General features: G+C 63.6%; 20 protein-coding genes. 11 read left to right on the top strand and 9 right to left on the bottom strand.

Annotated elements, in window-relative coordinates:
- Positions 1-57 precede the first annotated feature (57 nt).
- Complete coding sequence (locus BCY88_RS26140) at positions 58-315, bottom strand: hypothetical protein (protein ID WP_120347059.1); 258 nt, start codon at positions 313-315, stop codon at positions 58-60.
- 94 nt (positions 316-409) lie between these two features.
- On the bottom strand, positions 410-1,042 hold the full coding sequence (locus BCY88_RS26135) for a C39 family peptidase (protein ID WP_120347058.1): 633 nt from the start codon (positions 1,040-1,042) through the stop codon (positions 410-412).
- A 219-nt stretch (positions 1,043-1,261) separates the two neighbouring features.
- Here BCY88_RS26135 and BCY88_RS26130 point away from each other — a divergent pair, with 219 nt between their 5' ends.
- The 3 genes from BCY88_RS26130 (at position 1,262) to BCY88_RS26120 (ending at position 4,010) form a co-directional block, all read left to right on the top strand.
- A complete protein-coding gene (locus tag BCY88_RS26130) occupies positions 1,262-1,516 on the top strand; it encodes a helix-turn-helix transcriptional regulator (protein WP_120347057.1) in 255 nt (84 codons plus the stop codon).
- A gap of 2 nt (positions 1,517-1,518) precedes the next feature.
- Complete coding sequence (locus BCY88_RS26125) at positions 1,519-2,859, top strand: type II toxin-antitoxin system HipA family toxin (RefSeq protein WP_120347056.1); 1,341 nt, start codon at positions 1,519-1,521, stop codon at positions 2,857-2,859.
- Positions 2,860-3,155: 296 nt separating this feature from the next.
- On the top strand, positions 3,156-4,010 hold the full coding sequence (locus BCY88_RS26120; RefSeq protein WP_120347055.1) for a helix-turn-helix domain-containing protein: 855 nt from the start codon (positions 3,156-3,158) through the stop codon (positions 4,008-4,010).
- Between the two features lie 72 nt (positions 4,011-4,082).
- Here BCY88_RS26120 and BCY88_RS26115 read toward each other — a convergent pair whose 3' ends face one another.
- Together BCY88_RS26115 and BCY88_RS26110 are read right to left on the bottom strand one after the other, a co-directional pair.
- Positions 4,083-5,960: an ATP-binding response regulator gene (locus tag BCY88_RS26115; protein ID WP_120347054.1), complete on the bottom strand. Its 1,878-nt coding sequence runs from the start codon at positions 5,958-5,960 to the stop codon at positions 4,083-4,085.
- Complete coding sequence (locus BCY88_RS26110; protein ID WP_120347053.1) at positions 5,930-6,472, bottom strand: putative pterin-binding protein; 543 nt, start codon at positions 6,470-6,472, stop codon at positions 5,930-5,932. Before BCY88_RS26110 ends, BCY88_RS26115 begins: the two co-directional genes overlap by 31 nt.
- 310 nt (positions 6,473-6,782) lie before the next feature.
- Between BCY88_RS26110 and BCY88_RS26105 the strand changes: the two genes are divergently transcribed.
- On the top strand, positions 6,783-7,730 hold the full coding sequence (locus BCY88_RS26105; RefSeq protein ID WP_120347052.1) for a phosphoribosyltransferase: 948 nt from the start codon (positions 6,783-6,785) through the stop codon (positions 7,728-7,730).
- An 18-nt stretch (positions 7,731-7,748) separates the two neighbouring features.
- On the opposite strand, the gene BCY88_RS26100 is transcribed toward BCY88_RS26105, so the two are convergent.
- A complete protein-coding gene (locus BCY88_RS26100; RefSeq protein WP_120347051.1) occupies positions 7,749-9,443 on the bottom strand; it encodes an ATP-binding domain-containing protein in 1,695 nt (564 codons plus the stop codon).
- A gap of 152 nt (positions 9,444-9,595) precedes the next feature.
- Here BCY88_RS26100 and BCY88_RS26095 point away from each other — a divergent pair, with 152 nt between their 5' ends.
- Positions 9,596-10,222: a glutathione S-transferase family protein gene (locus BCY88_RS26095; protein ID WP_120347050.1), complete on the top strand. Its 627-nt coding sequence runs from the start codon at positions 9,596-9,598 to the stop codon at positions 10,220-10,222.
- Between the two features lie 100 nt (positions 10,223-10,322).
- On the top strand, positions 10,323-10,901 hold the full coding sequence (locus BCY88_RS26090) for a Fur family transcriptional regulator (RefSeq protein ID WP_120347049.1): 579 nt from the start codon (positions 10,323-10,325) through the stop codon (positions 10,899-10,901).
- A 141-nt stretch (positions 10,902-11,042) separates the two neighbouring features.
- Here BCY88_RS26090 and BCY88_RS26085 read toward each other — a convergent pair whose 3' ends face one another.
- Together BCY88_RS26085 and BCY88_RS26080 are read right to left on the bottom strand one after the other, a co-directional pair.
- Complete coding sequence (locus BCY88_RS26085) at positions 11,043-11,555, bottom strand: response regulator (protein WP_120347048.1); 513 nt, start codon at positions 11,553-11,555, stop codon at positions 11,043-11,045.
- Positions 11,556-12,037: 482 nt separating this feature from the next.
- Positions 12,038-12,808 carry a TetR/AcrR family transcriptional regulator gene (locus BCY88_RS26080; RefSeq protein WP_120347047.1) on the bottom strand — a complete coding sequence of 257 codons (771 nt, stop codon included), beginning with the start codon at positions 12,806-12,808 and terminating at the stop codon, positions 12,038-12,040.
- A gap of 111 nt (positions 12,809-12,919) precedes the next feature.
- On the opposite strand from BCY88_RS26080, the gene BCY88_RS26075 reads away from it, so the two are divergent.
- From BCY88_RS26075 to BCY88_RS26065, 3 genes are all read left to right on the top strand, one after another.
- The gene (locus BCY88_RS26075; protein ID WP_120347090.1) at positions 12,920-14,431 is read left to right on the top strand and encodes an MDR family MFS transporter; all 1,512 of its coding nucleotides are present in this window, start codon (positions 12,920-12,922) and stop codon (positions 14,429-14,431) included.
- A 464-nt stretch (positions 14,432-14,895) separates the two neighbouring features.
- A complete protein-coding gene (locus BCY88_RS26070; protein WP_120347046.1) occupies positions 14,896-15,951 on the top strand; it encodes a zinc ribbon domain-containing protein in 1,056 nt (351 codons plus the stop codon).
- Positions 15,952-16,152: 201 nt separating this feature from the next.
- Positions 16,153-17,226: a TAXI family TRAP transporter solute-binding subunit gene (locus tag BCY88_RS26065; protein WP_120347045.1), complete on the top strand. Its 1,074-nt coding sequence runs from the start codon at positions 16,153-16,155 to the stop codon at positions 17,224-17,226.
- Positions 17,227-17,266: 40 nt separating this feature from the next.
- Here BCY88_RS26065 and BCY88_RS26060 read toward each other — a convergent pair whose 3' ends face one another.
- Complete coding sequence (locus BCY88_RS26060) at positions 17,267-18,706, bottom strand: aminotransferase-like domain-containing protein (RefSeq protein WP_120347044.1); 1,440 nt, start codon at positions 18,704-18,706, stop codon at positions 17,267-17,269.
- A gap of 116 nt (positions 18,707-18,822) precedes the next feature.
- Between BCY88_RS26060 and BCY88_RS26055 the strand changes: the two genes are divergently transcribed.
- Together BCY88_RS26055 and sapR are read left to right on the top strand one after the other, a co-directional pair.
- Positions 18,823-19,710 carry a DMT family transporter gene (locus tag BCY88_RS26055; RefSeq protein WP_120347043.1) on the top strand — a complete coding sequence of 296 codons (888 nt, stop codon included), beginning with the start codon at positions 18,823-18,825 and terminating at the stop codon, positions 19,708-19,710.
- A gap of 158 nt (positions 19,711-19,868) precedes the next feature.
- Positions 19,869-20,774, top strand: coding sequence for a sap1 transcriptional regulator SapR (gene sapR / locus BCY88_RS26050; RefSeq protein ID WP_120347042.1), 906 nt, complete (start codon positions 19,869-19,871; stop codon positions 20,772-20,774).
- A gap of 88 nt (positions 20,775-20,862) precedes the next feature.
- Here sapR and BCY88_RS26045 read toward each other — a convergent pair whose 3' ends face one another.
- On the bottom strand, positions 20,863-21,603 hold the full coding sequence (locus BCY88_RS26045; RefSeq protein ID WP_120347041.1) for an ABC transporter ATP-binding protein: 741 nt from the start codon (positions 21,601-21,603) through the stop codon (positions 20,863-20,865).
- Between the last annotated feature and the right edge of the window lie 7 nt (positions 21,604-21,610).

The raw sequence follows: 21,610 nt of genomic DNA, 5'->3' as shown, positions 1-21,610 counted from the left end.
TGCGGGGACCGTCATGAGGCCCCGGCTAACCGCGGCGCGCCGGCACCGCCGCCGGGGTCACTGCGAAGCGGCGTTAGCCTTGGCGTCGCCCTTTTTGCCGCCCTTGAACATCGCGCGGCACGCCGGACTGAGTTCGTCGACATGCTGCTTCATGCAGGCGGTGATTTTTTCCTTGTTCGGAATATCAGCGGCGCAGAAATGCATCGCGTCGCCGCGACAGGCTTTGGCCTGGTCGTCCTCGGTGGCTGCGTTCGCCGCGGTGACGGCGCTGAGCACGGCAAGGCCGGCGGCGAGCAAGGCGAAGTTTCGGTTCATGACGCGTTCCAGTATCGCTAAGGTCGGTGTCAAGCTCCTCAGCAGAAAACGGGCCCGATCAGTGCGCTCGCGTAGGGCTTGCCTGCTGCCGTGCTTAGCCCACCGTGCGGGTAAGCGTCATGCCACGCCCCGCGTAGAAACGCGCCATCGTTGCGAACGGCAGGTACACGTCCGCCTGATGAGGCGCTATGCCCGACGGATTATGAAACCATACGCCATCGCGATCGCGCCCGTGCAGCAGGATCAGATGTCCGCCCTGGTGCTGATTGGGCTGCTCCGGATAGCGGATCTCGGGGCTCACGGAGACAATCGCCAGCGTGTCGCCGTCGATGCGCGCGGCGATCTCTTCGAGCGACGCCTGCGGCAACACGTCGACCTCGATGCCGAATGCCTCGCCGGCCCACTCGGCGAACGGCCGGTAGATCAGACCGTCCACACCGCCGTCGTCGCGCAGCCGGTACACGCCGTGGCGCAACGCTTCATCGAGCAGCGCGGCGCGCGGGGCGTGTTCGATGCCCCAGTAGTCGAGCGCGGATTCGAGGCAGGTCAGACCGCACAGGCGTTTGGCCCAGAAACGATAACGCTCCGGGTCGGCGAAACCGCTGCGCTGCCAGTATGGGTCGTCGCACGGGTCGCCCTGGTGTTCGACGATGTGGCGCACCCAGTCGGGGCTGCCCCATTGCGTGTAGTAGGGCACGTCGGTGTGGCGTAGCGTCAGTGGGTTCATGTGTCGCGCGGAGTCGGTAGAAGATGTTTTCACCGCATGCTACACGGCCATCCCGGCAAGGATAGAGGCCGATGAGCGGGCAAACGGGATTTATTCGCTACACGGATATTCGTCGTTTATTCGCCATACAGATATTTGCAAAATATGTGTCACACGAATATTTGACAGATATCTGTGTGACGCATAAAATGCATTTATTCGTCTTGCGGATAATTTGCCATGATCCACCTCGTCGCCACGCCGGACCAGATGGCCCAGCTACTGGCTGCCGGCCGGCGCCAGGCCGGCCTCACCCAGGCTGATGCCGCCGCACGCATCGGCGTCAGCCAGAGCCGCATCTCGGCGCTCGAGACCGATGCCACCGCCCTCACTCTCGCACAATTGCTGGCGCTGTGCGGCGCCTACGGCCTGCAATTGCAGGTGCGCGACAAGAACCAGCTGGCGCCTGAGCCGGCGCCGCTGGTCGAGTGGTAAGCATGGGCCGCCAGACGCATTCACGGGCACTTTCGGTGTGGGCCAACGGCGAGCGCGTCGGCGTCTGGCGCCTGCCCACCCGCGGCCCCATGGAGTTCGCTTACGACCCGGCATGGCTTGCCTCGCCCGCGGGCCGGCCCCTTTCGCTCTCGTTGCCGTTCGTACCGAGCAACGTGGCGCACAAAGGGTCGGGGGTGCTCAACTATTTCGACAACCTGCTGCCCGATAGCGAGGCGATCAGAAAGCGTATCGCCCAGCGCTACCAGACCGATACGCTCGACGCGTTCGACCTGCTGCAAGCCATCGGCCGCGATTGCGTGGGCGCCGTCCAGTTACTGGCCGAAGACGACGCACCGGCCGGCGTCGAACGTATCGACGGCACACCGCTTTCCGACAGCGAGATCGAGGCCATGCTGGCGCGCACCGTCAGCAATCCGACCCTCGGCACGCGTGACGAAGCGGACGATTTCCGCATCTCGCTCGCCGGTGCACAGGAGAAAACCGCGCTGCTGTGGCATGAGGGCAAATGGCAACGTCCGCATGGCGCCACGCCTACCACGCATATCTTCAAACTGCCGCTCGGGCTGGTCGGCAACAGACTCGCGGACCTCAGCACCTCGGTCGAAAACGAATGGCTATGTCTGCGGATCCTGCGAGCCTATGGACTGCCCGTGGCCAACGCCGAGATCATGACCTTCGGCAAACAGCGTGTGCTGAGCGTCGAGCGCTTCGACCGGCAACTGCATTCGAGCGGGCAATGGCTGCTGCGCCTGCCGCAGGAAGACTTCTGCCAGGTGTACGGCGTGCCGTCGCATCGCAAGTATGAAAACGAAGGCGGCCCGGGCGTGCTGGACCTCGCGCGGATTCTCCAGCAATCGGTGTCGGCACAACAGGATATCGAGACGCTGCTGGCAAGCCAGATCCTGTTCTGGATGCTGGCGGCGCCGGACGGCCACGCCAAGAATTTCAGCATTCGCCTGCTGGCGGGCGGCCAGTACCGTCTGACGCCGCTTTACGACGTGATGTCCATCTGGCCGGTGGAAGGCAACGGCCCGAATCAATGGTCGTGGTTCAAGGCCAAACTCGCCATGGCAATGTGGTCGCGCAGCAAACACGACGCCTTCCGCGATGTACAGCGGCGCCACTTCAACGCCATGGCGCCGCGGTGCTCATACGGCGCGAACGCGGAACCGTTGATCCAGCGGCTGATCGAACAGACGCCCGAGGTGATCGCGCGGGTCTCGGCCGAATTGCCCGAACGGTTTCCGGGCAAGGTCGCCGAGCGGATTTTCAAAGGCCTGAAAACCTCGGCGGCCAGGCTCGACGCCATGCCGCCGGCCTAGTCTCGCAGCGGGATACCCTGTCTGGTCATATTTCTTTACAGGTACCGTGCAGTTTCATCGGTAAAATAGTCTGGCTCGATGCTAAAAGCATAAACAGATTACCGAGTTTGTCCGTTCGTACTTCGCACTGACAGGTCCGGCTGCGGTCATACAAAACAGACCGCGATACGTTTTACGGTACATTCGCTGTCCCCTGCGTCGCCGCGGCAACGCGCATTCAAGGTGCATGGCCGCGCTGCGGGCGCCGTATTGCACGCCCTACAGCCACCTTTCAAGAAGGCAGATTCTCACGCAGTATGACCAACGAAACACACTCTCCTGACGCCATCGCAGTTGCCGAGCGCGTGCGCGAATTGATGAGCCGGCATGGAATCGGCAAGCGCCAGCAAACCACTGAGCTATGCCGCATCCTCGATCTGAGTTTTTCGCAGGGACACCGCAAGCTGCGCGGCAATAGCCCGTGGACCCTGTCGCAGATCAAGAAGGTTGCCGAAGTGTTCGGCGAACCGGCCGCTCAGCTATTCGGCGCACAGTCGCTCGATCCGGGCATGGTCGGCGCCATCGCCCAGGAAGCGGTGTTCAGCATCGGTGCGATCGAACTGGCCTGCACCGCATGGGTCGGCGCCGCGCTCGAACCGGGTAGCCGCCCTGAATTCGTGGCCTACTCGAAGCTCGGCCAGTGGCGCGTGGCGCGTCACGACGGCACGCTTTACCAAAGCGCGTACGAAGTCCACAAGATCGAAATCTATCCGCGCCGCGCAGAAACCGACAAGCCGACCATCGCCGTGGTCGACGACGATCGGGCCTCCGCCGACAACCTGCACGACTATCTCGAACGCAGCGGTTTCGCGGCGGTGGCGATCTACGGCCTCGCCGCGTTCGCCGAGCAACTGCAAACGCAGGTCTTCGACGGCGTTGTGATCGACTGGCTATTCGGCTCGCAGACCTCGGCCGAGGCGATTCGCGCGGTACGGGCGTCGGAAAATCCGGATGCGCCGATTTTCGTGCTGACCGGCGAATTGCTGACCGGTAAGGCCAGCGAATCGGAGATCAGCCAGGTGATCCGCAATTACGACGTCGCGTGCTATGAGAAGCCCGCGCGCATGGCGATCCTGGTCGCCGATCTGTCGAAACGTCTGAACCGGCCCTGACGTGCCGACAGGCAGTTGAAGGTGTGAGCTCAGCTTGAGCCCTCCTCCATCTGCGTCTTCCCGGGTGTCAGGTCACACCGTATGCCGGGAAACCAGAGCGCGCTGCAACGCGCTGCGCAGTTCCTCGTAATGTACCGGCTTTAATAACGCGTCGAAGAACGGCTGCGAACCCGCCCCTGCCGCTTCACCTGCCACACCACCCGCAGTTTCCGCATGACTCGTACTCGCCGCTTCCGGCGCGTACGCGCTCACCACGATCACCGGAACCCCCGCCGAGGCCCCCCCGCGTGCCGCAAAATCCGCAAGGAACGTATAACCGTCGCGATCCGGCATATGCAGATCGAGCAGCACCACGTCGCAGCGATGCGCGTCGAGCCACGCGAGTGCATCGTCGGCATTGGAGAGCGCGTGCGCGTCGAAATCCATGTGCGCGATCATTTCGCTGAGCGACTCGCGAATCAGCCGGTTGTCGTCGACGATCAGCACGCACGGGCGCGCGCCGCCCGGTTCGGCATGGGCCGCCACGCCGGACGGCGTGCTTGCCGAGACGGGCGTCACCGGAATCGTCACCGTAAAGGTGGTGCCCTCGCCTACCGTGCTCGCCACTTCAACGGTGCCGCCGAACAGCCTGACCAGCCCCTGCACGATCGTGAGCCCCATCCCCGCACCCTCGAAGCGGCGCGTGCGCGACGCATCCAGCTGCGTGAACTCCTGGAAGATCAGCGGAATCTGCGCATGCGGCACGCCCGGCCCCGTATCGCTGACGACGAAGATCAGCAGCGCCGGCCGCTGCCTCAGTTGCACGCGTACCGTGCCGGTTTCGGTGTAACGGATCGCATTGGTGACCAGGTTGTTGACGATCTGGCGAATGCGGTGGGGATCGGAATCGACGAGGCCACTCATGCCGCTCACCTCGCTTTCCAGCTTGAGGCCGCGCGCGGCGGCGGACATCGCATGTTCGTCGACGATCGAAGCCAGCAGTTCACGCGGCTCGAAATGCTCATGGCGCAGCTCGAGCTTGCCGGCGCCGAGGCGTGCGTAGTCGGTCAGGTCTTTCATCTGTGCTTCCAGATGCCGCGCCGCCGTTTCGAGCCGCTGGATGACCTTGCGGTCGGCCTCGGAGTGATAGTTGAAACCGAGCAACTCGATCGACGACACGATCGCATGCAAGGGCGTGCGCAGTTCGTGGCTGATCATGCCGAGAAAGGCATCTTTCGCGAGACTCGCCTCGCGCGCCGCGCGGCTCGCCTGATGTTCCGCCTCCAGCGCCGCATGCTGCTGACGCATCAGGCGCGTGCGGCGCCGGCCATTGAACACCAGCAACGTGGTTGCGGCCGCCGAGAGCAGCAGCAGCAACAGGCCGCCCGCAAACAGCATGCGGCGTTTGTCGATGAAATCGCGGTTCATCGCCTCACGGTCGGCCACGTCGGCGAAACGGCGGCTCAACGCGAGATCGTTGACCTCATTCCAATGCTGGCGCAGCTCCACGACGATCTGATTGGCGCGGCTGCGGTCCTTCGGCAAGGCGTCGACCTCAGGCTGAATGCCGTCCAGCAAATGATCGATCGAGTGGATCTCGTCCATTTGCCGCTGCAGCAGCGCGAGCTGCGTGGTCAGCCTGCGTGTCGAACCGGCCATCACATGCAGCTTCGATTGCAGCAGCTGATAGCGCAGCATGAGCCGCGGATAGTCGTCGTCGACGCCCGATTGATACAGCAGCAACTGATTCTCGAAACGGGCGTAAGCGATCTGCAGTTGCGCGGCGTCCCAATAGAAACCGTCGTACTGTCCGGTCAGCGGCTCAGTCGCCCGCGGATTGAGCAGGTTCGCATACAACAGATAGCCAATTGCGCCTGCCGGCGCCGCGAGCGCGGTCAGCCAGATCAGCACATAGAGGACACGACGCCAGGGGCGGCGCGTTATTTGACGATGAGTGCCTTGATCTGCCATACGAATTTCGAGTCGCCCGCCGCGCCCGCGAGTTCATCGGGGAATGCGTCGCGCGGATAAATAAGAAACAGCGGCCCGAAGTCGCTGATCTTCAGGCGCCGGCCGTTCATGCTGTACGCGACGACCACGCCGTAGCGATCGCAGTCCGACACCGGAACGGTGTACGTGTAGTCGTCGAGCGTATGGATCTCGACGGCGCTGCCGGATGCGCCGACTATCTTCAGGATATCCGCCAGCAGCGGTCCTGTGAAGGTGGAACGCGGCGTCCAGGTGGTGGCGGTCGTGATCGAATGGGCCGGCAGCGCCAGCAGTTGTGCCTCGGTGAAGTGATACGACTTGTGCGCGGCGTCGTTGGTCTTGCTGATTTTGCCCGTCACGTCGAGCGACAACGGCAACGACGCCACCTGTGCCTGTGCGTGTGCCTGCATGCTCCATACGGCGAAAGCGAGGATCAGACTCAGCCCCCACCATGCGCTCCTGTACCCGCCGTTGCTGCCGCTCACCTTGGTCATTTGCCTGGTTTTTCCATCGTTTGTTATTTTCCCGGGCGGCGACGCGCAGCACCGGATCAACCTGCCGGCAACTCTGCCGCGTCTTCACCCCGCATCTTCACTTTTTTCCGCCCGCGGCGATGGTCCTTGCGACACCCCGCCCGGCGACGCGCGTCACCCCGACGCGCGATCTTTGATCCGCATGCATAATATCGCCAAAATTCTTCGTCTCAAAAACGGGAGTCTGCCGCCGCGCTGCGCCGCACGCCGCTCTCTGCTCTCCGTCTACGGGACACTCGCCCTACGCGCGCAACGCGACGCCCTGAGAGTCATGAACAAGCCGGTTTTGCCCCTGACGTACGAACAACTCGATCATTGGATCGAATCGCTGCAACCCGCCTTGCTGGCGGAGCGGTTCACGATCGCGATCGGCATTCTGCGCGGCGGCGCGCCGCTTGCCCTGATGGTTTCGCACGCGGCCGGCACGCCGGTCGCATTTCTGCGTTACGACCGCCAGTCACGCACGGTCGCATGGGATTCGACGCTGCCGATCCCGCCCGCGGGTTCGAAAGTGCTGCTGTGCGAAGACATCGCGGGACGCGGCTTTACGCTGACCGATTGCATCGCCTTCCTTCAGCAACATGGCCTCGACGTCAGGACGCTGACCGCCGCGGTCGACGATCTGAGCCGCACGCAACCCGATTACGCGATCGACGCCCGCGGCTACTTCGCGCAGTTTCCGTGGGAGCGCCAGGCTTACACCGAGCGTTATCGCGAAGACTGGGAGCGCGTGCAAGCGGGCGCTGCGCCCGCCATGGCCGACGATCACGAATACGCCACCTATGCAATCGACCTCGACGGCATTCTGCTGCCCGACGTCCCGCTCACGCGCTACGACGAGGATCTCGACGCGGCGCTCGCCGAACGCGACGCATTGCTGCCGTTCAGCGTGCTGCCGGGCATCGATCTGCAACGCGTGCATACGATCATCACCGGCCGGCCGGAAGCGGATCGCGCGCGCACGGAAACATGGCTCGCGCGGCATGGCTTCGGTCATATGCAACTGGTGATGCGCACGCCCGGCATGCACGACGAAAGTCCCGCCGGCGCTGCCGCTCACAAGGCCGCTGCCGCCTTGCGCGGCGGCGTCACGCATTTTGTCGAGAGCGACCCGGTGCAGGCGCTGCTGATCGCGCAGCAGGCGCCGTTGCTGCGCGTGATCTGGTGGGACGCGCTCACGCAAACGGGCATGCTGGTCGGGGCGCGCGCGTGGACCTGATGGCGCGCGAGGCGTCTTTCACACCTCTTTTACCTCTTTCCCTTCCCTGAGCTCTCTGCCTTCGCGCAGATGCAGATGCCGCGCGGCCCGCTGCGAAGCGACGATGATCAGCTTCATCGTCGCACGCGTGGCGCCGACGAACAGCTTGCGGGCAATCCGCTCGTCGAACGATTCGAAGTCGACTTCGGTGAGAATCACGCACGGCGCCGCTTGCCCCTTGAAGCGATAGATCGACTCGAACAGCACATCCCCTTCGCGGTACGCCGGGTTGCCGAACAGATCGTACTTACCCGTAAAACTGCGCAACCGGTGCGGTCCGAGATGATCCTGCGCGGTCATCGCCGAGCCTTCGCGGCCGCGAAACGAGAGCACCGCAATGTCCTGTTTGCGAAAACCAAGCGACAAGGCCTGCGTGATCGCCCGCTTGGTTGCTTCGATGCTGCTTTCGGCGGCATTCGCTTCGTCGTAGACGGAGAGCGAAATATCGGAGCCGTCAAACGGACTACCCGACGCGAGACCCGACGCGACCGGCACCGAAGCGCCGACTACGTCGCGCACGTAATCGAGAATGTCGCGCGGACTGCGGTAGTTGGTGGTTTCCTTCAGCGTGGTCCAGCCGGGCAGCTCAACCGGTTCGCGCATATACAGATTCTGCAGCGGGTCTTCCAGCCACCACCACGCGGCGCCCGGCCGCAACAGGCGCTCGAGCGCGGCCACCCACGGCTGCTGGAAATCCTGCCCTTCGTCGACGATCAGCACGTCGAATTGCCAGCGCGCGTCGATCGGCGTTTCGGCGAAAGTCGTTTCAAGCTGGTTGAACACGTCGCCTGACTGGAAATCCGGTTCGCGGCCCGCGTCGCGCGCGACCCAGTCGCATAGCTGGTGATAGTTCGCCACCTTCGCCTCGGGCGGCGCGACCCGTGCGATGTGATCCGCCAGCGGCCGGTTGAAACACACATACAAAGGCCGCTGGCCGCGCGCCACCGCGTCTTTCATCACCTGCACCGCCAGTTGCGTTTTGCCGGAGCCGGCCGTGCCGATCACGCGCAGCCGGAACGGCGCAAACTCGAGCCGCCGCGCCCAGTTCGCGAGGCCACCCGCGAGGCGCGTCACGAGCGTGCCGGCCTGGCCGACCAGCGCACTGGCGTCGGGCGTGAGCGCAAGTTCGTCGGCGAAAAAGTGATGGATTTTCGGGGCGCAAGCGAGGCGCGGTTCGTCGGCCGGCAAGGCTTCGCGGATGATCGCGGCAAGCCGGTCTTTACGCGTCGCGTCCACAATCCGCGCGGGATTGACGCCGGCAATAGCCGCGTCCTTGACGATGTGGTCCGGGCAATACAGCAACTCTTCGATGAAATACGTGCCCGCGCCGAACGCGGCAGTAAAGCGCCGGTGCAGCGTTTCGACAGTGTGCGCGAGCGCGATCGCCACGTTGCGCTGCGTCTGGAGATAGACCTTGACGAGCCCCTTCGGCGTTTCGCGCAGAAAACCGGTTTTCTGTTCGACGATCATCACGCGCCCCGCCGGGCTGACGATCACGAAATCGGCCTCGCCGAACACCGAAAAGCTCTGATTCAGGCGGGTCCAGTGCACGCCGTGATAGACGGTGTAGCCGTCCGGCAGCGCTTCCTCCAGTAATGCAAGGGTTTCGCGTTCGCGTGCCGCCGCGCCGGTGGCGGCGAGGCTCTTCCAGTCGTCGGGGACAATGCGGGCCATGCGGTGCCTCGTCGTATTCGGGTGCGCTCATTGTACGCAACGCCCACGCGTTGCCGGCGCGCAAACCGAGCCGCATCGTGTATCGTTACTGGCTGAACGCCGCGCACCTCGCGCGGCTTGCCAACCGTAAATGTAAAAAAAGGATTTGCCGGATGATTACGATCTGGGGACGCGCCAACTCGGTCAATGTACAGAAAGTCTTGTGGTGCTGCGACGAACTGGTGCTGCCGTACGAACGCATCGACGCGGGCCTGCAATTCGGCCGCAATAACGAGCCCGACTATCTGGCAATGAACCCGACCGGCAAGATTCCGACCCTGGTCGACGACGACTTCGTGCTGTGGGAATCGAACTCGATCCTGCGCTATCTGGTGCTGCAATACGGCGAATCGAGCCTGCTCTATCCGTCCGAGCCGAAACTGCGCGCAAGTATCGACCGCTGGCTCGACTGGTCGCTCACCACGCTGCAACCCACGGAAAAGCCGGTGTTCTGGGCTCTCGTACGCACGCCCGCCGACAAGCGCGACGCCGCCAGACTCGCCACGGACATCGACGCGGTCACCTTGCTGTGGCGCCTGCTGGATAACCATCTGCAAGGCCGCTTCTTCCTCGAAGGCGAGAAGTTCACGCTCGCCGATATCGTGATCGGCGCGTACGCGAAACGCTGGTTCGGGCTGGACGGCGTCGAGCGTCCCCCGCTGCCGAATCTGGAGCGCTGGTATTCGCGGATTGCGACGCGCGCGGGTTTCAGGAAATACGTCGATTTCCCGCTGACTTGAACCCAACCACGGCCTCATGCCGCGCGGCGGCGCCCGAGCGTGACCGGCACGCGCACCGCGCGCCGGCACAGCGAAGCACAATGGCCTTTATAATCGACGCATGAAGACCGCCAAGCCCGCCGCGACCGCCGAAAAAGCCACCCTTGCCGCATCCGCTCATCATCATGAGCCGGGGCACACGCATGGTGGCCACGGCGCATCGCAGGAAGCCGCCCTGACTCTTGCGGAAGAATATTGCCGCGAACGCGGCGAGAAACTCACGCCAATCCGCCGCAAAGTGCTCGAATTGCTGTTAAATTCCGGCCGCGCGACCAAGGCGTATTCCTTGCTGGACGATATGCGCCAGATCCACCCCGGCTCGGCGCCGCCCACGGTTTATCGGGCGCTCGATTTTCTGCTCTCGGCAGGGCTCGTCCACCGCATCGAGTCGATCAATGCGTTCACCGTCTGCCACGACCTCACCCAGTGCCAGCACGGCATTCTGGTGGTCTGTCAGCAATGCGGCAACGTCACCGAACTGCATCAACCCAAACTGCGCCAGGCGCTCGTCGCACAAATCGAAGACGCAGGCTACCGCCTCGCCAGCGACGAAATCGAACTGAAGGGACTGTGTTCCGCCTGTCAGGCAGTGGAGGCGGTCAACGCAGGTGCCGCAGCACCGGTCGCCGCCGCGAAATAACAGAAAACGAACGGAAACAAACTGCAACGGTGGCAATTGGATTTGCCACCTGATTGCAGACAGTTTGCCGCCGCGCGAAAACCTGCCGCCCCCGAAGATCTGGCGGCATGGCAAGCCACCGCCACCCGCACCCGAAATCGGTCAGCCCGCCGCGCGGGCGTCGATCGCGTCGTGCAACAGGGTCACGAGGTCTTCCGGCAACGCCGGCTTGGTCATGAAATGTTGGAAGCCTTCGCCGATGCTGCGCAAACGGTAAGCGTCGTCGGTATGGCCCGTGAGCGCCACGGCCACCGAAGGCGCATGGTCGCCGCGAATCTCGTGATCGCGCAGCCGCTGGATCAGGTAAAAACCGTCCATGGCCGGCAATTCGAGGTCGCACACCACGGCATCAGGCAACAGCCGCAGCGCCGCTTCGACACCCGCTTCCGCATCCGCCACCGCGACGACATGCGCCCCTTCCGCCTCGAGTAGCAAGGTCAGTGATTCCCGGCTGTCCGGGTCGTCTTCGACGAGCACGATCGTGGCCTGATCGAGTCTCAATACTCCGTTCATGTTCTGTTGTTGCTCAATAAAACCGGTTAGGCCGTTAGACGCGGCCAACGTATCGTCCTGCTGTGTGCCGCCGATTTGCGCGGCTGCGGTATTGCTGTCCATGGCTCCGACTCGATTTCGTGCGTCGAGTTGCATACAGGCCCGCGATTGTAAAACGTGAGCTGAGCGCAACGCGTGCGCAAGGTAACGCGCCAAAATTGCACGCCGATGAAAAAACCACCCTCGGCACCCCTGCTCCGGCAGCCAGATACCGATACCCGATTCGCCGCGGCTGCCGATATCAACCCGTGTGCACCACGCTGGCCGCCTGGCGTCTTACTGACATTCGTTTCTCTTGCGACGCTCGCGCTGTTGTGTTTCCCGCGCGGCGTTCACATCCACCCCACAGGTAGCACGTTGCGTGCCTCAGCGCTTTCGTCGGGTCCACCCGTTTTGTCGCCGCATCGGAAGGGTGGCGCGAACCTGATACGTGATTCGCAGCGATGACGGCATCGTGTGCGCGAGGTCGCAGCGGCTGCGTTCAGTCACTGCAAGCCACCGCGAGCCACTGCAACCAAGCTCGCCTGATTGAGTCAGTTGACGCGTCAGTCCGCCTTGCCGGGACCGACGCCATGCATCAGCAAGGCCACCACGTGCCGGGCGATCTCCTCGCCGCCGATGTTGCGTCGCACGGGATCGTTGCGCCACAGCTTCGAGGCGGCCAGCGGCAGAATCGTCAGACCTAGCAGCGTGACGAATACCAGCGACGGCTCCAGCCCCGCATTCAGGCGCCCTTCCTTCTGCCAGCGCGCGATGGCCGACAGCGACGCCTTCTGATGCGTGTCGCCGAACCGTTCATGCATGCGCTGGCGTAGCAGGCCGCCGTCGCTGATCACTTCGCGCACCCACAGCGATGGAAACCAAGGATAGTCGCGCGCCACCAGCACCAGACGCTGCGCGAGTTGCGTAATTGCCGCCACCGGATCGTCGGGGTTTTCCTGAAACGGTACGCCGAACGTCGCGCGTAGCGGCGCGAAGCGCTCGTCGATCAGCACGTCGAGCAGTTGATCGCGCGTCTTGAAGTAGTAATGCATCATCGCCGGCGTGAAACCCGCTTCACGGGCAATCTCCCCAAGCGTCGTGTCGACGATGCCCTGCCGCGCGAACAAGGCAAGCGCGGCGTCCAGCAGGCGGTTGCGCTGCTCCGGGCCACGCGCCGAGCCGGAAGGCCTGCCGGGGCGCCGCGCGGATTCAGCCTGCGCCGGTTCGCTCCCGGCGGCCGGCGCCCCCGGCTGTGAAGGCTTTCGCGCCTTCGCAGCGACCTTGCTACGCGGCGCGCGCTTCACTTCCTGTTCATCTGGCGAAATCCTTGCCATTGCATGCAATTTGACTAGTGACTGGATGTCGCATATATTAATCTCCGAATTAATTAATTTCAACACCGTGGTGCCATGACCCAATCGACAACGACTCAACCCGCCGCGCTCATGCAGCCAGACGCGCAGCCGGACGTGCAGTCCGGCCCACAGGCAGCCGACCACCCGCCGATCCGGCTGCTGTTTCCGGCGTTGCTGCTGGTGATGCTGCTCGCCGCGCTCGACCAGACAATTGTCTCGACCGCGCTGCCGACCATCGTCGGAGAACTGGGCGGGCTCAACAACCTGTCATGGGTGGTGACCGCCTACCTGCTCACCTCGACCATCGTCGTGCCGCTGTACGGCAAATTCGGCGATCTGTTCGGCCGCAAGATCGTGCTGCAGACGGCGATCGTGGTGTTCCTCGTCGGCTCCGCGCTGTGCGGCATCGCCCAGAACATGACCCAGTTGATCCTGCTGCGCGCGCTGCAAGGACTCGGCGGCGGCGGTCTGCTGGTCGTGACAATGGCCGCTATCGCGGACGTGATTCCGCCGGCGGAACGCGGACGCTTCCAGGGTGTATTCGGCGGCGTGTTCGGTCTCGCAACAGTGGTCGGGCCGCTGCTCGGCGGCTTTCTTGTCGAGCACCTGTCATGGCGCTGGATTTTCTATATCAACCTGCCGCTCGGCATCATTTCGCTGATTGTGATCGGCGTGGTTTTCAAACCGCACGTGCGGCATGTGAAGCACACCATCGACTACATGGGCGCCGCGTTTCTCGCCGGCGCGCTCACCTGCATCATCCTGTTCACCAGCCAGGGTGGCACGATCCTGCCATGGTCGTCGCCGCAGTTGTGGTTCACGCTGGGGATGGGGCTCGTGGCGATCTGGGGTTTCATCCATGAAGAGCGCACTGCCGTCGAGCCGATCATGCCGCTCGAACTCTTCAAACAGCGCACGTTTTTGCTGAGCAGCCTGATCGGCTTCATTATCGGCGTGTCGCTGTTCGGCTCGGTCACGTTCCTGCCGCTGTACCTGCAAGTAGTCAAAGGTTCGACGCCGTCGCAAGCCGGCATGCAAATGCTGCCGATGATGGGCGGCCTGTTCGTGATGTCGATGGTGACCGGCCGCCTGATCAGCAGGATCGGCAGGTACCGAATGTTCCCGATCGCCGGCACGTTCCTCGTGGCCGTGGCGATGCTGCTGCTCGCGCGCCTGCAGATCAGCACGCCCATTCATGTGATGTATGTCGACATGGGGATTCTGGGTTGCGGCCTCGGCATGGTGATGCAGGTGCTGATTCTCGCCGTGCAGAATACGGTCGAATTCAAACACATGGGTGTCGCCACGTCGGGCGCTACGCTGTTCCGGTCTATCGGCGGCTCGATCGGCGTAGCCAGTTTTGGTGCGGTGTTTTCGAACGGGCTCGCCGCGCGCCTCGCAACGCTGATTCCGCCCGACACCGAATTGCCGCACGCGCTTGGGCCGGCGGCCATCCACCAGTTGCCGCAAGCGCTGCGAGACGATTATCTGCAGGCGTTTGCCGGCGCGTTGCACACGGTGTATCTGTCGGCGGCCTGTGTGGTCGTGCTGGCTTTCGTACTCGCGTGGCTTCTGAAGGATCATCCGCTGCGCAAGCGCTGATTCCGTATCACGTTCGCAGCACGCGTTTTCTGCAAGCGCTTGATAACGAGGTCGAACGCCATGGGCTTCGACCTCGTTCCGTTTCATCGCCGTCCTTTCTTTTCCCTCTTCCTTTCCGCCCATTCTTTTCCGCCCATTCCGCGATCGCGCCATTGTCTGCGCGCCATGACTTCGCGAACGGTATGAAAAAAACGCACTGCCTGTTCGTTCTGCCGACATATGAAGTGTTTCGTCGTACCTACAAATGGGCTCTCCCGCACCTGATGTAGGTGAGAACGTCGATTGACGTTCTCAGCGAAACGCCACATATTGCAAGCAGCGGCACCGCAAGCGAGGACTTGCGTCCCAAGGCTCTCCAGCGCATGTGGATCGTGTTTTCGCAGGCTTTCGCAGGTGTTATGCCTGCCTGAATGCGATCTGGAGCATGCCGTAACGATGTTGTTTTCCACAGGTGGGTCCACAGCATGTCCACCCAGACAATACTCGGCCATGATTTTCCGATGCCCTGCAGACGCTGTGGCGGCGCTCTGTACCGGCAAGTCGACTATTGTCCGTATTGCGGCGCGGTGCATCCACTCGAGCGCGACCCACACAAACGCACCGTGATTCCCGGCAGCCGGGCCAGCGCGATGAGCAAGACCGCGCAAAAAAGCGGCTTCGATCCGGCCCGCCCGAGCGAAACCGACCTCGCCGCGAAGACTGCAATTACTGATGAAGCCGTTCCTGTCGAACCGCCGATGCAAGTGCCGGTTCTCGCGTCGCTGCCCCCGCGTGCCGATCCACCGCTCACCCATCCACCGCAGCCCGACGGACGCACCATGTTCCCGATACGCCGCGTGCTGGTCGCGATCGCGATCATTGGCGCAATCGGACTAGCGTATGGCGCTTATGCGCTATTCAGCGGTGAGCGCGAATCGCAGAACGGCAACACCGAGCAGACGGCAGACAATCCGCAAGACGCCAGGACGGCGACCGGCACGATTGCGCTGTACACACCCGCTTCGTCGACAACCCAGTCGAGCGCGAACCGGCCCACTGCTCTCACCAATCCGGCCAACCCCAGCAAAACCGCACCGGCGATTCCAGCCACACCTATCGCGCCGCCAGTGGCCGCGCCCGCCAAACCGGTAGTGCCGCAGTTCCGCGATGCCGCTCAAGCACTGCAGGCAGCGCGTCTTGCGCTGCAGGCCAACAATCTGTCCGCGGCACAAGCGGCGCTTGGCGCGATCCAAACGCTGCAACCCGGCAACGCCGATGCACAAGATCTGGCGGCGCAAGTGAAGCCACTCGCGGCGCGCCGCGACACGGCGCTGCAGGCAGCACAAGCATGTGCCGCGCAGCAATCGTGGAACTGCGCGCGTCAGCACGCCAACGAGGCACTCGCCATCGACACCGGCAACGACACCGCGAAGACGATCCTCGCACTCGTGATTCGCGAGACAGGCTGGGCGCCGCTCAAGCCGCACGCCGCGCTGGACAGTCCGGTCGGCGATAAATCGTTTGGATACCGAATTTCATAGCCGTTTTTTTTCGTAGCCGCGTGCGAGCCTGCCTGAATCATGGCAAGCCCGATTGCAATCGGTGATCGCGTGTCCTCTGAGCGGCAACAGACGGACACGGCATGCGCAGCGCATTGAACATGTGATGGCAGCCCGGCTCATCGGCGCTTCATGTGTGCGGGCGAGAGAGGCAGTTCAACCCGACCGACAGGTAGATAGACCATGCTGAAGAGACTTTTGGCGGGATCGCTGGGGCTGTTGCTGACGCTCATGTCTTCGTTGGCAAGCGCCGAGCCTGCGCACTACAAGATCGTCACGGGCCCGGAACGGGGTACGTATATTCAGATCGGCCAGGATCTGTCGAAATGGGTGGCCCAGCCGGCCGGCATCGACCTGGAGGTGCTGGCGTCGAAAGGCTCGGCCGAAAACGTGCAGCGCATGCGCTTCGAGCCGGGCGTAAAGCTCGCGCTGGTGCAGTCCGACGTGTATCAGGCCTACATCGATATGGCCAACGCGGGCAATGCCGACGCCGGCACGGCAATCCGGCCGCTACGGCTCATCATGCCGCTCTATGACGAGGAAATTAACGTCGTGGTGCGCGCGGACTCGCCGATGAAAACCCTCGCCGACATCAAGGACAAGAGCATCAGCGTCGGCCTGATCGGCAGCGGCACCGCCCAATCGGCCACGACCCTCTATCACCTGATGTTTGGACAGGCCATTCCCGAGCAGAACGTCCAGCACCTGAGCAACGAAGACGCGCTGGCCGCGCTGATCGTAAAGAAGGTGGACGTGGCGATCATCGTGGTCGGGCAGCCGGCCAACCTGTTCAACGAAATGAACCCCGAACTGCTGCAACAGATCCGCCTTCTGAAGGCCGACCCCGCCGCGCCCGAAACCGTCCGCGCCAAACAGACCTATTTTCCCGCCACGATTCGCGCGACCAGCTATCCGAACTGGCTGAAGGAAGACGTCCCCACGTTGACGGTGAAGGCCTTTCTCGTCACCTACGATTACGGTCTGCGCGACACCGTCGGCAATCTGAATCATTTTGCCGACTCGCTGTGCGCCAACTTCGACAATCTTCAGGAACACGGGCATCCGAAGTGGAAGCAGGTCAAACTCGAATTGCCCACGCTCGTGCGCGGGTGGAAATACTACGGCCCGGTGGAGAAACATTTGCGCGCGTGTCTCGCGAACAAGAGCGCGGCGATCAGCGCGACGGCGGCGCAAGCCGCGCAAAAACCGCGCGCCGTCTGCACGGATCAGGAGCGTCTGCTCCTGCTGTGCAAGTAAGGCCGTATGACGGTGGCGAGCGGTTGCCAGGCTCGCGCGTTCAGGCGTGTTCCTTCGATACGGCCGACACGTCCATCGCCCGTTGCAGCGCCTCGTACACCTTCGGCCGGTTGCATTGCGACACGTTAAAGCGCAGAAAACCCGCCGCCGATTGCGATGCGCTGAACACATTGCCCGGCGCGAACACCACGCTCTCGGCTAGCGCATGACGCGCGACGTCGGCCGCATCGAGCGCATCCGGCAGGCACGCCCACACGAAGATACCGGCGCGTGGGCGCGTCCACACCTCGAGACCTGCATAACCCAGCCTTCTGATCGTTTCGCCCATCGCGTCTGCGAGTTTCGCTCGCATCGATTCAAGATGCCGCCGGTACGTGCCGTCCACCAGCAGACGATGCACCAAGCTCGCGGCAAGCTGGCCATTACCGAACGACGTGGCCAGCTTCAGGTCGACCAGCGGCTCGACCCACTCGCGGCGCGCCGCGATGTAGCCGCAGCGCACGGCCGCGGACAGGGTTTTCGAAAAACTGCCGATCGACACCACCCGCGCGAGACCGTCGAACGCCGCGAGACGCGGGGCCGGTTCGTCCTCGAAGTCGGCGAAGATATCGTCCTCGACGATCAGCAGATTGTGCTCGCCCGCCAGTTTCAGCAGCCGATGCGCGATGGCCGGCGCAAGCGTGGCGCCGGTCGGATTGTGAATCGCTGAATTGGTCACGTAGAGGCGCGGACGATGCTCGATCAAGGCCCGCTCGAACGCCGCCAGATCGGGCCCGGTCGGCGTATAAGGCACACCGACGATACGGACGCGATGCGCGCGCAGCAGCGCCTGAAAGTTGAAATAGCATGGGTCGTCGATCAGGACCGTATCGCCCGGTTCCAGCAGAAAACGGCAGACGAGATCGAGCGCATGGGTGCCGCCGTCGGTCAACACGATCTGCTCGGGGGGCGCTTCCACACCATGCTGCGCGAGCCGCCAGGCGAGTTGCTGACGCAGCGCGGGCAGGCCGAGCGGGCTCGCATAGTCGGCGAGCAGCGACTGCGGATCGCGCGCCACGGCACGCAAGGCGCGGCGTATGCCGTCTTCCGGCAGCCACGAAGCCGGCATCCAGCCGCAGCCCGGTTTGAACACCTTCGCACCGGCCTCCAGCGACTGTCGCGTGAGCCACAATGGATCGACCTCGCGATCCAGCCGCGGCCCGAGATCGGCCAGTGCGAGCGGCGGCGCATGGCCGGACACGAAAAACCCGGAACCGCGCCGCGCCACGATCACGCCTTCCGCGACCAGCCGGTCGTACGCTTCCACCACGGTCGACTTCGACACGCCCAGCGTCTCCGTCATCATGCGGATCGACGGCACGCGCGCGCCCGGCATCAACGAACGGCTCGCGATGCGCTCGCGCAAGTTGTCCATCACCGCGCCGACCCGGGTGCCGGTTTGCGCGCCCGAGGCCGCCCGGTTGCTATCACTTTCCGCCATCTGTACTGCTCCATGTTCGGTACAGTTTGTACGAATTGTACTGATCCGTAGCTTACCCTTTGTTGCCAGAAAGCGGATGCTATGCGTACCATTTTCAATCCGCATGGACTCTTTCGATGGACAAGACAACGAACGGCTGGGTGAGCGGCATGGTGGGCGTGTTGATTTTCAGCGGCTCGCTGCCCGCCACCCGCATTGCCGTGCAGGGCCTCGATCCGGTGTTTCTGACGGTCGCCCGCGCGACCATCGCGGGCACGCTGGGCCTGTTGCTGTTGCTGGTGTTTCGCGAGGCCCGGCCTGCGAAGCGCGATCTGATTCCGCTGGTGGTGGTCGCGCTCGGCGTGGTGGTCGGCTTTCCGCTCCTGACCGCCCTCGCGCTGCGCCACGTGAGCGCCGCGCACGCCGTCGTGTTCGTCGGACTCCTGCCGCTGTCCACCGCGATCTTCGGCGTGCTGCGCGGCGGCGAACGCCCGCAACCGGCGTTCTGGCTGTTTTCCGCCCTCGGCAGCGGCGCGGTGGTCGCGTTCGCCTTGCGCCATGGCATCAGCGCCTCGCCGCTCGGCGACGCACTGATGCTGGCGGCGATCATCGTCTGCGGTCTGGGCTATGCCGAAGGCGCGCGGCTGTCGCGCCATCTCGGCGGCTGGCAGGTGATTTCGTGGGCGCTGGTGCTGTCGCTGCCGTTGATGCTGCCGCTCGCCTGGTGGACCCGGCCGGCGTCGTTTGAAGGGGTGAGCCACGCCGCGCTGTGGGGGCTCGCGTATGTATCGCTCTTCAGCATGCTGATCGGCTTCGTGTTCTGGTACCGCGGTCTCGCGCTCGGCGGCATCGCCGGGGTCGGGCAATTGCAGCTGCTGCAGCCGTTCTTCGGCCTGCTGCTCGCCGGCCTGCTGCTGCACGAGGAGATACCGCCCGCGATGATCCTCGTGACCGTCGTGGTGGTCGCGTGCGTGGCGGGTGCGCGACGCTTCTCGCGGGCCGCGCCGGCACGGCCCGCCGTCTGAACGGCGCCTCGCCGATGGCGCATGCAGGCGTGCGCATCCTCAGCTTCAGGATCTCGCGCAGGTCCGCCATCGGCTGAATACGGGTCGAATGCAAGTTGAGTGCGGGTCGAATATGTCATGATCTCGATGATTGACCCACCACTCGCACCGCGACTACGATGCCGACCGCTTTTGCCCAAACCGTCGAAGCCCGCTTTGCCGAACTCACGCCCACCTCCAAGCGTGTCGCCAGTTACATGCTGGCGAATCTCGAACGGCTCGGCCTCGAAACCGCCGATCAGATCGCCCAGCAAGCCGGCACCAGCGGCATCTCGGTGGGCCGGTTCCTGCGCAGCATCGGCTACCAGAACCTCGACGACCTGAAGCGCGAACTGCGCGGCGCGCAGGAGCGCCCGTGGCTGATCACCGACAGGCTCGATGCGTTTCGCCGCACCGCCGGCCAGCACGACGAAACCGCATCCGCAGCGAGCGGGCCTGACGCCGTCCATCCTGCCCCCAATCCGGCTCTCGCCCACTCGCTCGAGCTTGAAATCGGCGCGATCCAGCATGTCTACCAGTTGGCGCAATCGCCGATGTTCGCCCGCGTGGCCGAACGCATTTCGAACGCGGACGCCGTCTATATCCTCGGTATTCAGTCGACGCGCGGCATCAGCAACGCGTTCTACAGCTACCTCGAATACATCCGCCCGCGCGTGTTCTATTCCGACGGCATGTCGGGTTCGTATGTCGATTCACTGAATTCCGAGTTCAAGTCGCCCTATCTGATCGTCACCGATACACGCGCCTATTCGATGATCGCGCGCCGCTATTGCGAGGCCGCCACGCGTCGTGGCTTGCCCTTCGCGCTCGTCACCGATATTTACTGTCCGTGGGCGCGCGATTTCGATGGCGATCTGTTGCAGGTGAAGACCGATGTCGGTCAGTTCTGGGATTCGCTGGCCCCGCTCACCTGCCTGTTCAATCTGCTGATCTCCGCGATTGTCGAACGGCTCGGGCCCGGTATCGACGAACGCGTCGCGCGTAACCGCGAACTGCAAAGCGAGTTCGACCAGTTCGACCTTTGAAGCCGCGGATTTCCGTACGTCGTAAGGCAACGCCAACGGCGGCCCGCCATGCGCAACGGCGAGCGCCGAACGCCGAGCGCCAGTCACGTCAGGATGCCGTGGTGGCCGCCGCTTCGCCGCCGAGATAAGCGTCGCGGATCCGCTCGTCGCCGAGCAGCGATTCAGCCGTGCCTTCGAGTACGACGCGGCCCGTCTGCAACACATAGCCGTAATGCGCGATCTCCAGTGCAAGACTCGCATTCTGTTCGACCATGAAAAACGTCACGCCCTGCCGGTTGATTGCTTCGATCAACTCCAGCACCTTGTCGACGTAGAGCGGCGACAAACCCATCGTGGGTTCGTCCATGCAGATCAGCTTCGGCCGGCTCATCAGCGCGCGCGCCATCGCCAGCATCTGCTGTTCGCCGCCCGAAAGCGTGCCGGCTTTTTGCGTCAAACGCTCTTTCACACGTGGGAAAAGACCCAGCACACGCTCGTAGTCTTCGTCGATGGCCACGCGGTCGCGCCGCGTATAGGCGCCCATCAGCAGATTTTCGCGCACCGTCATGTCACCGAAGAGCCGCCGCGCCTCGGGCACCGAGCCGACGCCGCGCCGCACGATCTGCGGCGTGCTGAGTCCGGTGATCGCCTCGCCTTCGAACGTAATGCTGCCGGCGCGCGGCTTGTGCAAACCGAGAATCAGCTTCATGGTGGTCGACTTGCCGCTCGCGTTGCCGCCGAGCAGACTGACGATCTGGCCGCGCCGCACCTGGAAGTTGACGTCGAAATGCACCTGGACGGGGCCGTAAAAAGTCTCGATGTGTTCGAGTTTCAGTAAAGCGTCGCTCATCGTCGAT

This window comes from Paraburkholderia fungorum, from assembly GCF_003610895.1.
Taxonomy (GTDB): Bacteria; Pseudomonadota; Gammaproteobacteria; order Burkholderiales; family Burkholderiaceae; genus Paraburkholderia; species Paraburkholderia fungorum_B.
This window is presented reverse-complemented; position numbering and strand designations above follow the sequence as displayed.